This window comes from Ignavibacteria bacterium, assembly GCA_015709655.1.
In the GTDB taxonomy this organism is placed as follows: Bacteria; Bacteroidota; Ignavibacteria; order Kapaibacteriales; family Kapaibacteriaceae; genus OLB6.
The window spans coordinates 2,070,537-2,084,632 of sequence record CP054181.1 but is presented as its reverse complement, the minus strand read 5'-3'; the positions used below and the strand labels follow the sequence as shown (position 1 = coordinate 2,084,632).

At 51.9% G+C, this 14,096-nt stretch carries 8 protein-coding genes; 1 reads left to right on the top strand and 7 read right to left on the bottom strand.

Features of this window, described 5'->3' with window-relative positions:
* The first annotated feature begins 27 nt into the window (after positions 1 to 27).
* Positions 28 to 3,150 carry an immunoglobulin domain-containing protein gene (locus HRU79_08360; protein QOJ26659.1) on the top strand — a complete coding sequence of 1,041 codons (3,123 nt, stop codon included), beginning with the start codon at positions 28 to 30 and terminating at the stop codon, positions 3,148 to 3,150.
* A gap of 116 nt (positions 3,151 to 3,266) precedes the next feature.
* On the opposite strand, the gene HRU79_08355 is transcribed toward HRU79_08360, so the two are convergent.
* From HRU79_08355 to HRU79_08325, 7 genes are all read right to left on the bottom strand, one after another.
* Positions 3,267 to 3,932 (bottom strand): rhomboid family intramembrane serine protease, encoded by a 666-nt coding sequence (locus tag HRU79_08355; protein QOJ26658.1) that lies wholly within the window; start codon positions 3,930 to 3,932, stop codon positions 3,267 to 3,269.
* A 99-nt stretch (positions 3,933 to 4,031) separates the two neighbouring features.
* A complete protein-coding gene (locus HRU79_08350) occupies positions 4,032 to 7,109 on the bottom strand; it encodes a DUF2723 domain-containing protein (GenBank protein QOJ26657.1) in 3,078 nt (1,025 codons plus the stop codon).
* Positions 7,110 to 7,694: 585 nt separating this feature from the next.
* On the bottom strand, positions 7,695 to 9,230 hold the full coding sequence (locus tag HRU79_08345) for a hypothetical protein (protein ID QOJ26656.1): 1,536 nt from the start codon (positions 9,228 to 9,230) through the stop codon (positions 7,695 to 7,697).
* A 348-nt stretch (positions 9,231 to 9,578) separates the two neighbouring features.
* Positions 9,579 to 10,601 carry a hypothetical protein gene (locus HRU79_08340; GenBank protein QOJ26655.1) on the bottom strand — a complete coding sequence of 341 codons (1,023 nt, stop codon included), beginning with the start codon at positions 10,599 to 10,601 and terminating at the stop codon, positions 9,579 to 9,581.
* A 644-nt stretch (positions 10,602 to 11,245) separates the two neighbouring features.
* Positions 11,246 to 11,830, bottom strand: a complete 585-nt coding sequence (locus tag HRU79_08335; protein ID QOJ26654.1) for a hypothetical protein — start codon at positions 11,828 to 11,830, stop codon at positions 11,246 to 11,248.
* Between the two features lie 20 nt (positions 11,831 to 11,850).
* Positions 11,851 to 12,213, bottom strand: a complete 363-nt coding sequence (locus HRU79_08330; GenBank protein ID QOJ26653.1) for a hypothetical protein — start codon at positions 12,211 to 12,213, stop codon at positions 11,851 to 11,853.
* Between the two features lie 51 nt (positions 12,214 to 12,264).
* On the bottom strand, positions 12,265 to 14,091 hold the full coding sequence (locus HRU79_08325; GenBank protein QOJ26652.1) for a hypothetical protein: 1,827 nt from the start codon (positions 14,089 to 14,091) through the stop codon (positions 12,265 to 12,267).
* Positions 14,092 to 14,096 lie beyond the last annotated feature (5 nt).

The following is a 14,096-nucleotide window of genomic DNA, read 5'->3' as shown; positions in this document are numbered from 1 at the left end:
CATATCACATTATTTGGGAACGTGTACATGAAACGACTACAACTACTTGGTTTACTGTTCACCATTGGCGTCATCCAGGCTGCTGCAGTACCAAGAGCAGAGGTTTTTATCAGGAACAGCGGGCAGTGGCCAGCATCGGTTTTGTATGGTGCCATGGTACCGAATGGTATGGTTTGGATTACTCCAACCGGACTGACGGTTGACGTGCGGACACCCGGTACCGATGGCGTGGCTATTTCCTCGCCCGTTACTTACACCGTGATTGGCTCAAGGGGCTCTGCCAGCGTTATTGAAAAACAGAACCCTCAGGGTCCCACCGTATCTGTTTTTGGCAACGGCATGAACGGCAGACTGCACACTGCCGAATCAGTAACCATTACCAACGTATTGCCCGGCATCAGTATCGAATATGTCTGGGATGCCGGCACCATCCGGTACAATATTCACGCACAGGCCGGCATCACGCCGCCCGTACCCTTCTTTTCCGTTACCGGCTCCGGTACGCTGGGAGTACACGGAACCGTCACCACTACGCACACACCAAACGGGAGTGTGGCAATGCAGGGTGTTGCATCGTTCCATAGCGGACACAACACCCTGCTGCCCACCACCACAAAGGTCAATGGGAATACATTTGGTTATTCGGTGTCCGGACGCTCCCCTGCCAAGGCGCTAACCATTGACCCGCTGGTAATTATTACCGGCATTGCCGGCAATGCCACCGAGCAGGTTACCGGATCGGCACGGATGCCCGACGGCTCGCTTGCTATTGCGGGGTGGACCACATCGACCTCCTTCAGCGGTTTACCCCAAGGCGTTACTGCTGACCGCAGCAATGCTGCCGCCGAAGATGGTTTTATTGCCATCCTCTCTCCTGATTTGCGCACACTTACCCATATTGCGTTTCTTGTTGGCGACAAAAGTGATAAAATAAATGATATTGCCATCCGCAAGGATGGAAGTATCTATGTTACCGGGGCCACAACATCGCAAACCTTCCCGCTTGCCGGAACACCCGTAGGTCAGCTTCGTGGCAAGGATGTGGATGGCTTTATCGCCGGCTTTTCGGCTGACCTTTCGCAACAGAAACTTGGTATGTATCTGCCCGGAAACGGTAACGATGTTGCCACCGGCATTACTGTTTCGTCAATGGGCCATATTGTGGTTGTAGGCACAACAACATCAACACAGGGGCTCACGGCTGCCAAGGTGCTTGTGGATTCCAACTCAGGCGGTACAGACGGTTTTGTGTACGTTCTGAACAGCAGCTTGCTGTACTCTGAGTGGTTTACCTACGTAGGTGGTACCGCCGATGACTCTTTCTCGAAGGTGGCGCTGGACCGGTTTGACGGCATCTACGCCTGCGGTACTACAAAATCAGCGAACCTGCCTACCTATCCACGAAAGCAACTGATATGGCAGGGTGAATATGACGATAACGGTGAAGAAATCTGGGTCGAGGTCGGACGTGACTGCTTTGGTCCGGTTGCGATTGGCGGGAATAGTGACGTGATGGTTGCTAAATTTAATTTCTCCGGCCTCATGGAATATTTGGGATACTACGGAAGTCCCGGTGCTGACGAGGGTGTTTCGCTCTATGCTGATTCTGAGGTTGGCGTGTACATCGTTGGCACCAGCGATTCACCTGGACTGCCGCAGCAGAGCCCCAAGCACCCGTACACCGGCAAAATTGATGTGTTTGTGGCTGTGATCTCGGCAGACGGATTCAGAGTTTCCGGTTCTGCCTATCTTGGCGGTAGCAATAACGATTATCCAACGGCATGTGCCCGCGTAAATGGAGCGATTGGCGCGGTTGTCGGCTATACCGAATCAAATAATTTGGAACCGTTCGGTCCGGGTGCTGTGGTACCATCAGGAAAACCCGGCGGATTTGCCGCAATTCTTTCTACCAGCGAAACCTCGTTCATCACCGGAATCAACGATATTCAGGGCTTAACGGTGCCAACAGGAGTTAGCGTGGACGGGTATGGCGATATTACCATTGCCGGTAATCTGCTCCCGCGAAGCCCCGGAACCGATCCGTCCAATATCTTTGCGGCAAAGTGGGCGTTTGGTGTTCTGAACTACGTTAGTCCGGATGGTAATGATGTTGTATGCGCCGGGAATCCGATTACGGTGAAATGGATTACTGAAAGTCTGGATCCCACATTGCCAATGGAAGTTAGTATGAGCACCGATGCGGGCTTAACATGGTCAGTAATCGGTTCAGAGGTCATCGGAACGTCATTCACCTACAAGGTCCCCGATAATCTGCCGGCATCAGCACTCTGTAAGTTCCGTGTACGCAGTGCCCGCGGTCACTCTGTAGAAACGGTCGAATCACTGCCATACCAACAGCCTGCCCGAATTGTATCGCAGCCTCAGAGCTCATATCCGTGTCCGGGTGCAAAGGTGTTACTGCAAACAGAATCGCTTGGTGATAACGTGCAGTACCAGTGGCGCAAGAACAAGCAACCCATTATTGGAGCCACCGGCGCCACCTACGTAATCCCAACAATGGAAGCTCAGAATAGCGGAACCTACGATGTGCTTGTCATTAACGGGTGCTCGTCGCTCACATCCGATCCTGCCGTTGTAGAAATGCTTGACAAACCGGTTATCGACGCACAGCCGAAGTCGGCAACCGTTACGGAAGGACAACCCTTTGAGTTGTCAGTTATGGCAAGGGGCTCTAACCTTACGTACCAGTGGTATAAGGATGGCCAACCGCAAGCCAACCTCACCGAACCGGTGATCATTATCTCGGAATCAACACCGGAACAGTCAGGCTCGTACACGTGTACCATCACGTCGGACTGCGGCGAGGTAACAACGGATGCTGCCGTTATCGTGATCGAGAAAAAAGTTATTGACCATGTTGCCGAAGCATGGCCTGCAGGCAGCGTCCTTACCGTACGTCCGATGCCGGTGGGTAATGCCGGTGTTGCCGAAGTTCCGGCTCTTGCGCAGGCGGCCCGGCTTTCAGTGTACACGCTTCAGGGTACCTGTCTGTTACAGATTCCCGTCCCTGCAGCCGGTACCCCGCAACTGATTCACATCCCTGTGGCATCGCTGCCCGCTGGTTCGTACACGCTGGTCCTTACCGGCATGTCGCAGACCCTTACCACTCCGCTGATCGTTATCCGCTAAGCACGCAGCTTTCCCTGATCACTAAGCGTGCGGGCAATTGCCCGTACGCTTTTTTTTGTGACGTTGCCGTGCGTTTACATCGGCAACCTGCGTGTGCAACAAGCATCACAATGTATCTACCGACCGATGGTTTGTCGGCGCACATACAGGTACGCTATGCCAACGGCGGCTACCATCGGAAGAAAGTAAACCCACTGCTGCACAAAAACATGCGGATAGAACGCGACAGCGAAGCCCATGCCGAACACGGTTCCGCCAAGGTGTGCCGCATGACCAATGCTGCCCTGCATCTTTTGCGCACCAATCACGCTATAAGCCATGAAGGCGGCAGCCGTTATCCACGCCGGAATTGCGATCGGAATAAAAAACACATACATGCCAAGCGTCGGAAACAGTACAGTTACTGCGCCAATCACGGCACTTACGCCACCGCTGGCACCCACCGCACGATAGTCAGCAAGATTACGATACATCACCACCGATGTAAACGATGCCACAAGCACGCCGATTACATACAGCATTCCAAAGCGCCAGGTACCGATCATCGTTTCAAGGAAGCTGCCAAATGACCATAGCACAAACATGTTAAGCAGCAGATGCATCCAGCCGCCATGTACCAGTGCCGATGAAAGCAGTCGGTACCATTCGCCGTTCAGGATTGCAGATGTACTGAGCAGCAGGCGCTCAAGCACAGCGTAGTTACGGAATGCCATTGCTGTTACAATAGACGTAGCCGCAATAGTGAGCACCGTAAATGGCGCCGCTTGGAACAACTCATTCATGTGCAATAATAACCACCCCGCCCTGCCGTGCTTCCGGTACACAATGGGAGGTGCCCCCTTACGGTTGCACCTCCCGATTTCCTGTTGTTGTTTCCTTGGTTATTCCGAAATGCTGAACGGCAGCACAGAGGCCTGGTTAATACCCATCTTCTGTTGTAATTCGGTGATCCTGCGCTGTAGTTCGGCGGCAGCCTGCTGCATACCCTGGTCAGCATTCATCGGATACTTGCTTTGCAGCGCCTGAGCAGCCGCCAAAGCCCCTTTCAAATCACCCGACTTTTCAAGACGGGAAACCTCCACATCATCGGCAAGGTAGGCAAATACCGGCTGACGTGTGGTGGTGGCAAGCTGGTTATAGTAGTTCTTGGCTTCTGACCACTGCCGAAGAACCATGCACGCCTCGGCCGCATACCGTCCGGGCTGCATATCCTTGTCGGCCTGCGGCTCAACGGCAATCAGCATCGGCTTATCAAGCAGTACCCTGGCACTTGTCAGCGCCCGTGTTGCAAGGGCACGAGCTTCCGATGTATCGTTACACAGTTCGGCAAACTTTGCCATTTGCAGTTCGAACGCTACGCCCATCGGGAACCTGTCAAGCGACAGTTTCTGATTCATGGCTTTCAGCACCTGTCCGGCACGAAGCGTATCCTGTTCATCGTACAGCAAGTAGGTTGCATATTTATAAAAAACATTACGGTAGTTCAGAACGTATCCGCGATGCACATCGTCATAATACGTTGGTCCGCCACCCAGATTTCTGAATTTCAGCCCCTGATGTGGTTCTTTAAAGTACTCGTCGCCATCCAGGGTTTTCATGATAGCGGCTTCCATGCGTTCGCGGCTGACGCCCTCGCCCACCGACGAGCGCTGGGGTACGGGGCAAACCCGCAGGCACATACCTTCCAGGCGCAGGAAGTCACCCAGACCTACAAACTCATCGGCCCATTCCGGAGATCCAACCGATGTACTGAAGTACACCGGACGTTCGAACTTCGTTTGCTCGATGATATCGCGGACCAGCTTATGCTGTACGCCGATAAAGTACATCATCCTGCCCTGGTCGTCCTGCTGCCGCCGTGAACCGCGGAACGTCCACCGCATCACACCGGCATTAATGACAGACGGATCCTTGGTGTACTGTGCCAAGATCTCGGGTTTTACCGGAACTTCTACAACCTGCTCGTATCCGAACTCCATGCCAAGCGCCTTGGGATCTTCCTCGCTCACCCTCAGCGATTCATCGGAGAACGACAGTGGGATTTTCTTCGTGCCGTGTGGCGTCTGATTTTTTAACTGATCAACATACCACGTAGTTTGTCCAAGCGACAGGTTAACGATGCGGACATCCTGCCGGACGCCTGCAACATCCTGCAGGTACCACACCGGGAAGGTGTCGTTATCACCGTTTGTAAAGATGATTGCATCTTTATCAGCGCTTTGCAGGATGTTATATGCGTAGTCGAACGCCATGTAGTTACCGGCGCGGGAGTGTACATGCCATTCCTGCCAGGCCATGTTCAGCGGGAGAACGGCCAGGAGGACGGCAAACACGCCGCCCTGGAGGGCAACGTTCTTGCGGACCTCGCTCAGCAGGCCAAATGTGCCGATACCAATCCACATTGCCCATACAAAGAACGACGCCACGTAGAAGTAGTCGCGCTCCCGTGGCTGCGGATTCTGCTGGTTCTGTTGCAAGGCTGCCAGGATGCCTGTCATTAAGAACAGGACAAGGAAGATACTTGCCATCCGTGGATCGCGTTTAAAGTGAACGATCAAACCATACAGGCCTATCAGTAATGGCAATGCCCACAGGTTCACCGGCCAGTCCTGACCGAACCCTGTTTTATGCGTCCAGTACTCTACCGTACTTGCCGACGTTGCCAAGGGAATATATGCCGGCGCATCCTGCCTGTCACTCACCCTTCCGCTGAAGTTCCACAGGAAGTACCTCCAATACATGTGATACGCCTGATAGTCCCACATATACTTGAGTTCGCCCGCTGTATTCACCTTGGTCTTGGAGTAATCGGGCATGCGCATTCTGGTACCATCCTTACGCGTAACCACCTTGGTAGCAATCTCATTCCATTTTCCAGCCTCAAGGTACGCCTTGCGGAAGCGCGGATCGGTTTGGTAGCGGCGGGGCCACATTGGCGCTTCGCCGTACTGTTCACGTCCAAGGTACGACACCAGACCCGAGAAATCCTTTGGATTATTTTCGTTCATCGGAGGATTACTGTTGGCCCGGATCATGATGTGGGCATAGGTGCTGTAGCCGAGCAGGATAAGCAGAATACTGGTTGCGCTGAGCGACACCATGCCCTTGTTCCGGCGATGTCCCCACCATGCCAGCCACGCCGTCCCGGCAATCAGCAGGAGTCCAACTACCGGCATCAGCGCGTTATCTGAAATCGGGAATTCGCGTGCTTCGGTACGGAAGAACGGGAACGTGCCGGCAAAGAAGGCCGGGAAGCGCATAATCACAAAGTAATAAACAATAACAAATGCTGCAACACCTACCAGACCCGTCAGCACAAGCCCCTTTACACTCCATTTGTACTTACGCAGATAAATCAGCAGTACCAGCGAGAAAATCGCAAGGATAGAGAGCAGGTGTACACCTACCGACAAACCAATAAGGTAGGCAATTAACAGTAAATATTTTTCATTACCGGGATCGTCGGCCCTCTCACTCCAAATCATCATCAGCCAAACGATGAGGGCCACGAACAGTGACGACGAGGCGTACACCTCGCTCTCCACGGCATTAAACCAGAACGTATCGGTAAAGGTGTAGGCAAGAGCCGCCATTGCACCTGAGCCCAGCACCAGAAGCTGATTGCCGAAGGTGTCAAGGGGCTCCAGGAAGAAGTGCCGGATCACCTTTACGGTAATCAAATACAGCAGTAGCACCGTCAGCGCACTTGCCACCACACTGAGCATATTCACCCGCCATCCTTCGTCGCCAATCGGAATCAGGTTGAATAGCTTTCCAACCATTAAAAAGAGTGGTGCTCCCGGTGGGTGCGGTACCTGTTGCTGTACCGCGGCGGCAGTAAACTCACCACAGTCCCAAAACGGTACCGTTGGCTGCACGGTCAGCGTATAGGTTGTAAAAGAAACTACAAACACTAAGGCTGCAAAAACATAGTGCAGCATTCGGGAATTGTTCTGCATAGTCAGAATTCTGGGTTTAAATGAAGTAGCGAATTTAGGCATTTCTGGTGGAATCGGCCCCCCGGCCCCCTCCCCAAACGCGCACGCGCGTTTAGGGAGGGGGAGATTCACAAAATTTTGTATATGCAACCCGTAGGGGCGGCCCCACGTGGCCGCCCGTCCCATGTGGCCGCCCGCCCACGTGCCGCCCACCCATGTGGATGTCCATTCCACGTATCACCCATTATGCGTGATTGCCAATTTTGGGTGGTGCATTTTTTCCCACATTGATTCGTACGTGCGGGTTTCCCACCCATACGGTTTAATGTTTTTATGATGTTTGCGGACGACCATATGAAACCGCCATTTGGGTGGGCGGCCACATGGGGCCGCCCCTACGGTTTGCATTTTTTTCGTTTCGTTTTTTTATGATGTTTGCGGACGACCACACGGGACCGCCATTCGGGTGGGCAGCCACGTGGGGTTGCCCGTACGGACCTGTGGCCCAGCAACAGCCTGCAAAAAAAAAGACGCCCGATGTGGCGTCTTTTTGATTTTTCTTTGTTTCTTATGCAACTCAGCATGGTGCATGAAGCAGGAAAGGAGTTAGTCACTAATCATATAATTCAGGTACTTGTCAGTACCCACACCCAGCGCATTATTAAATGTAACCTCGAATGATACACCTGCATCTCGGTCGGTAATATGGCATCCTGTAATGTTGACATTTGTTCCGTTTTCCGGGTTAACAATGATTGCAGAGGTTGCCGTGACAGCAGGCTCATTGATTACATACACTGCACCCCCGCCGACGTTTACCAGAACACGCTTTGTTACAGCCGTCACACTCGATGCTTTAACCCACGAGAGATTACCACCGGTGGTGCTACTCAGCACATAACCGTTTGCACCGGCTGCTGCTGCAGGCCATGAGTACGGCACATTGTTAATTCGACTCAGGTTACCGGTGGAGTTAACCCGGAATTCCTGACTGGAGGTTCCTACCGTGAACTTCTCTAAAGGATTTGTATGGCCAATTCCAACGTTACCCGTTTCAAATGATGTTGCACCTGTACCCATTCTGGTAGTATAGGTTGGTGTTGTCCCATTTGTATTAAAGAACCAATTGAATTCACCAAATCCAGTATTGTAACTATTGTTACGTATGGTACTGGGACGGAACTCCAGGCGCAGGTTATTCTGAACATGCGCCCCCACCTTTAAACCCAGGTCAGCAAGATTAACAGTAGGGCTGCTGGGAACTGTTGTGATAAGGGCTCCATGAACACCGGGTCTATTTTGAACCGTAAAACCAGAAGTACCGTGCATGTCGCCTGTTTCGCGAATTTCACATGCGGTGGCACCTGCAATTGTTGATGATGTAGCATCAACCATGCGGATGTTGCCGGCAACTGCAAGCTTATAGCCTGCCAAGGGTACAGTACCAATGGCAACCGAGCCATCAGATGCAATCTGCATTCTTTCAAGGTTGTTGGTAAAGAAGCGCAGCGGATTGGCATTCACTTCGGCTATACCCACAATGTTGTTTGAATTTGTGACGCTGGTGTTGCCACCTAAAAGCCACCCACCGGCACCCAGCCACGACAATGTAACATCCTGTCCACTTACTGCGGTTGCAGTAAGCACCTGATTTGCTGCCGGTACAGTTAACGGGAGGGTATATACAATGGTTGCACCCTGAGTTCCCGCTTTAAACGCACTGTAATCGGAACCACCGGCAACAGGCTCTGCAAACCGGAATTCACCGGCATCGTGGTTGGTTATTGCATTACTGGCTGCAACCAGGGTTAATCTGTTGTTTGAGCCCCCTCCGGCTATCAGGATAACATCATGGGCCGACGTAGAACCCAAACGGTTATCGGCAGGTCCGGCCAGGTTATTACCTCCACGCAACCACGCATTCGAAACCCCCGAACCTTCGTTCACCAGCAACGTCCCGCTACTTGCCGGCAACGTTAGGTTAATGTTGCTTGGCAACGGCGTGAACGGTGACAAGAACATTACATACGGTGTTGCAGCATCAAAAACCTGCAACTTGCCGCCGATGAGTGTCTGTGCGTACAGACCGGTTCCGGCCAGAAACAAGAACAGAGTTGTCGTAATTCGTACCGAAAATTGCATAGAATCCTCCGTAATGGAAATAGTATTCACGATGTTTACCACCGTAAATACGCCCTCGTGTATTTTGAAGCGAAACTATGCGAGGTATGAACAGTCCCTGTAATGATTTTAAGTGCGTAGAAATACGTATTTTTAGGTCGGGCGACCCTACGTGGTATGGTGGGCGATCATGCGGGGTCGCCCGTACGGGGTTTGATCATTTTTGTGATGTTTCGTGCGGGCGGGTTCGAAACCTGCCCATACGGTTTTACATCCCCCATCACCTGCCACACATTACAAGCCGACGCGTGCGTCGGCTTGTAATGTGAAAGTACGGGTGACCGCTGCTACAATACCATATATAGTACCCTACAACTCGTAGTAAGTGATATACGAGTTAGTTGCGTTGATAACTAAGTTTCGACTATTAGCACCACCACCAGCGGAGCGCCGCATTCTAAGCTGGAAGTTTGAATTAGCAGTCCCTGAATACATTATAATTCCAGTTATTCTTTCTGTTACAGTCTGCTGTCCCGCTGATGGAATATAAGCAATGTCCTGATTATCTGTAGTTCTTGTACCAGTTTCTCCAAGTGAGGTTACATAGTTTAAAACTGAAGTATTTGGTGTACCACCCCACTCGAGTTGACCCTCAACTGCATTTCCGCCAACATTATTCTTTGTCATCTCTAACACAATGGTAAATTTATAAAACTTACCCGGCTTCATTGTAAATCCAAGATCTGTAACATTAGCATATCCATTATTGCTAAATATCTGGTTGCTACTTTTCTCTACTGTTACAGGTGTCAACCCTCCACCACCACTAGGTGCTGCCCATCCGAGAGTTACATCGTTCCCCGATACGGCCGTGGCCGTAAGCACATCATTTGTACCGGGTGTGGCTGCAGGCAGCGTGTAGGTGATATCATTCCCCTGGGTACCGGCCTTAAAGGCAGAGTAGTTCGAGCCACCGGCGGTTGGTTCGGCAAAGCGGAGCTCGCCGCCATCGTGGTTGGTAATGGCATTTGTGCCGGAGAGTATTGTAAGTCTGTCATTAGCAGGGGCTGCTCCGGTGCCTGCAATCAGGACAACGTCATGCGCCGTTGTGGATCCAATTCTGTTGTCTGCCGGACCCGACAGGTCATTCCCGCCCAGCAGCCAGGCGTTTGATACGCCCGAACCACTGTTTACCAGCAATGTTCCGCTGCTTGTTGGCAGTGTGTAGGTAACGTTACCGCTTAGAACCGGCGGTGTTATTATTAGCGTGTGCGACGTTGCACCACTACTAAACAATTGGATCTTCCCGCCAATCAGCGTCTGTGCCTGTACGACAGTTCCTAAAAACAGTAGTGTGATACCGGCAACAATACATCGTAGTGCAATTTGCATACGTACTCTCCCTATGAAAAACAGCAGAGTGCTTGGCTCCTGTCCAAGCCCCTTTATTAAGTACCCGAAAGTAAGAGGTTATAATTAAAGTGTTGTAATGATTTTACGTACGTAGAAATATGGATTTTTTAGGTCGGGCGACCCTACGTGGTATGGTGGGCGATCATGCGGGGCCGCCCCTACGGTTCACATTTTTTTCGTTCCGTTTTTTATGATGTTTGCGGCGCCCACACGGGACCGCCATTCGGGTGGGCGGCCACGTGGGGCCGCCCCTACGGTTCACATTTTTTTCGTACCGTTTTTTATGATGTTTGCGGACGGGTGTCTACGCGGGGCCACCATACGCCGGGCGGCCACATGGGGCCGCCCGTACGGATTTGCATATCCAAAATTTTATAAACCTGCTCCCCCTCCCTAAACGCGCGTGCGCGTTTGGGGAGGGGGCCGGGGGTGGGGTCGGGCCGCCCGTACGGTCCACATTTTTTTCGTTTCGTTTTTTACGATGTTTGCGGACGGGTGTCTACGCGGGGCCACCATACGCCGGGCGGCCACATGGGGCCGCCCCTACGGTTAACGCGTTGTTTTGTGATTCGCTGGCGGGGGTGCAGGGTTGGGGGAGGGACCCGGGAGGGCCAGGGTCGCCCCTACGGGTTTATCCCGCCCACTGCGAACTGCATTGGTTCAAGGTCCTGGGGGGCATTCCCTGAATTCATAAACTTTATCATCACCACACAGTCGATGGGGGCCCAGGCGTATGCCGGGTGCAACGTACTATTCATTTCGCCGGCAGGTGATACGGTGATTGCGGCACCGGCGCGAATACCGGGGACGGCAACGCGGGCAATAAAGCTGCCGGTTGGCTCAATAACCGGAAGGTCGAGTTCGGTAAGAGCGTGAATCACCGAGGGGGCCGGCTGGCTGGACGTGGGTGATACCGATGCGTCGGCAGACGATAACGTCTGCGATGTAGCTGGTACATCATACGAGAGAACCGTGCCGGTATCGGTTCCCTGCGCCATAAGTTGCAGCACCATCTGCTGTCCGGGCGCCAGGGTAGGAATCTCGGGCAACTTAAGCACAAAGTTGCCCGAGGTGTTTGGATTCCGGATTTCTACGATACTGCTGCCATTGTGCAGCATGATACCGCTGGTAACAACCCGCTGAGCTGTGGCAGTGCCAACAGCAAGCAGGATTGTTAATAAAAGATAGGAAGCAGACCGTGAGCACATGGCATAGCCCCTTTCAATAATTATTTAGCAGTTTTCTTCTCCGTTGTGGTAACGGTTGGTTTTTCCGGTTTTTCACCCGGGTTTACAACTTCCACCATGCCCATGCATTCGTAATAATTAGTCAGTGCTGTAGCACGGCACGACGCTCCGGGAGTTTCACTCTGGGTGGTATTTGCATCCTTTGCACTGGTGACAGCAAATCCTTTTCCGGATTTTGACGGGTCAACCGCACCAGGTTCGCCCTGGCGTCCACAGTTACGCATATCGGCAACAAGCTGTCGAGCGCATTGCCGGGGCGATACAGGCGGACCTCCAGCCTGAATGGCGGCCGAGGCTACCAGCAGCGTGATGACCGTTGTCGCGAGAACATTCAGTTTCTTCATACAACATCCAATTGATAGTGTGTTGGTAAGTGTTATTCTGTGTTAAGGGGCTTATGGCTGACCAGTTATTGATACGAGCAGCCACTTAGTGCCGTTGTGGATTGCGGTAACTAAGACGGTTTGGCCTGAATTGGCAGATCCAAGTACAGCAACATTGTCTTCGTTACGAATGTTCAGCGTTTGTGTACCATTGTTAATGACTTCAACATAGACGATTTGTCCGGTGGTACCGGCCGGCATCGTGATGTAGTCACCTAATGTTGCGGTCGTTGATGTAACCTTTACGTACGATGCATCAAATGCGGCAAGGGTTGCATTCAATACTGTCTGTGCGGTCCCTGCACCTACAACTACCTTGCTGCCAAGTGTGGTGGTGTTAGCGGTATTGCCAATGGTTACGTTACCGGTGGCAGTACCGGTTCCAATGTTAGTAGCAGCAGCAAGTGACGTATTGATATTGGTTACACCGAGTATTGTATGCACGTCTGCAGCATTATCGCCAAGGTTTGTGCTTCCGGTAGAAGTAACTGTTCCGGCCAGCGAAATTGCACCTGCGTCCGTTTGCGTTAAACCGCCGGCTGCAGGAACTGTCCAGCGTGTTGTTCCGCCGGTCTCAATGTTTAATTCATAAGTGTCATTGGTGCCCAGTGTACCTGTTGTGCCAAAGCTGTTACCGCCATTTACCCAGGCACTACTGCCAAGCATGGTTGCAACACTGGTTGTGCGGAGATTACCTGACCCATCTACGGTTACTAAGTTGTCGGTAGCGGCACCGGCAGGGATATTGGGGGCGGTGATGGTAGGTGAGTTTATAGTCAGAGCGTTACCAGCAACGTTGTACCCAATGGTGGTTACCAATCCTGTATTAACGGTGTTAATGTTGGTTGTACCGGTAATGGTGTTGGTACCACCTTCTATAGTTACAGTATTGCTGCTATTGCCAACGAGTACGTTTCCAGTAGCACTGTTGGTAGCAATTTCTGTCATCGCTGAACCGCCAAAGTTGATCCGGGTTCTGCCTGTGAGAATGTTGAAATCACCGATCATGTTGTTTTGAAAAGCTTGAATGGTTACCTGATTATTTGTGCTACCAGTATTATAACCAATAACAGTTTGACCAGCTTGGTTTAGATTGTTAATTCCTACAGAAGGTGAAGTTACATTCAAGTTGCTAAGAGCATTGGTTCCGGTACTGAGCGATATCGTAGCGGCTGCTGTTGCATTTCCCAAAATACTTATTTGACTTCCGCTAATTGAGTGGGTTTTGTCTAAACCGCCAATATTGGTACTTCCGGTAGCAGCAATATCACCAGCGAGGGTAATAGCACCCGTACCGGTTTGGGTTAACCCGCCGGCTGCAGGAACTGTCCACCGTGTTGTTCCATTGGTTTCAATATTAAAATCGTGGTTGCTATTGGTACCAATTGTCTGGTTGTTATCGGCAACGGTATTCCCGCCCAGCAGCCAGGCAAGGTTACTAGCACGTACCCATTCGGGTGCCGTACCGGAGCTGTTCATTTGGAGTACTGTGCCTGGTGCTCCTGCTGTTAATACAGTAGGCACATTGCCGACACCATAGACCAGGCCCCCTGACCCTAAATCCAATGTGGCGGCATTACCAGAGCCATTGGTAACCATTAACCGGCTTGGGGTGAGTGTGCCCGTGGGCGACACAACCAAAGTGCCACCGGAATTTGGAAACACAATGTTATGCAATCCCGTAGGTGCAGTACCGGGCTTTAACAGCCAGGTGCCGCCTACAGCACCGGCATTGATATTGTGAACTTGAATCTGGGTTGGCTGTTGTGCAATGGCCGTGGTAACGACGAGTGCGGCTGCAGCAAAACCGGAAAGAAATTTTAGTATTCTGTTTTTCATGTGTT

Coding starts and splice junctions, on each gene's coding strand:
- HRU79_08360 (QOJ26659.1), top strand. CDS start 28: ATGAAACGACTACAACTACTTGGTTTACTGTTCACCATTGGCGTCATC.
- HRU79_08355 (QOJ26658.1), bottom strand. CDS start 3,932: ATGAATGAGTTGTTCCAAGCGGCGCCATTTACGGTGCTCACTATTGCG.
- HRU79_08350 (QOJ26657.1), bottom strand. CDS start 7,109: ATGCAGAACAATTCCCGAATGCTGCACTATGTTTTTGCAGCCTTAGTG.
- HRU79_08345 (QOJ26656.1), bottom strand. CDS start 9,230: ATGCAATTTTCGGTACGAATTACGACAACTCTGTTCTTGTTTCTGGCC.
- HRU79_08340 (QOJ26655.1), bottom strand. CDS start 10,601: ATGCAAATTGCACTACGATGTATTGTTGCCGGTATCACACTACTGTTT.
- HRU79_08335 (QOJ26654.1), bottom strand. CDS start 11,830: ATGTGCTCACGGTCTGCTTCCTATCTTTTATTAACAATCCTGCTTGCT.
- HRU79_08330 (QOJ26653.1), bottom strand. CDS start 12,213: ATGAAGAAACTGAATGTTCTCGCGACAACGGTCATCACGCTGCTGGTA.
- HRU79_08325 (QOJ26652.1), bottom strand. CDS start 14,091: ATGAAAAACAGAATACTAAAATTTCTTTCCGGTTTTGCTGCAGCCGCA.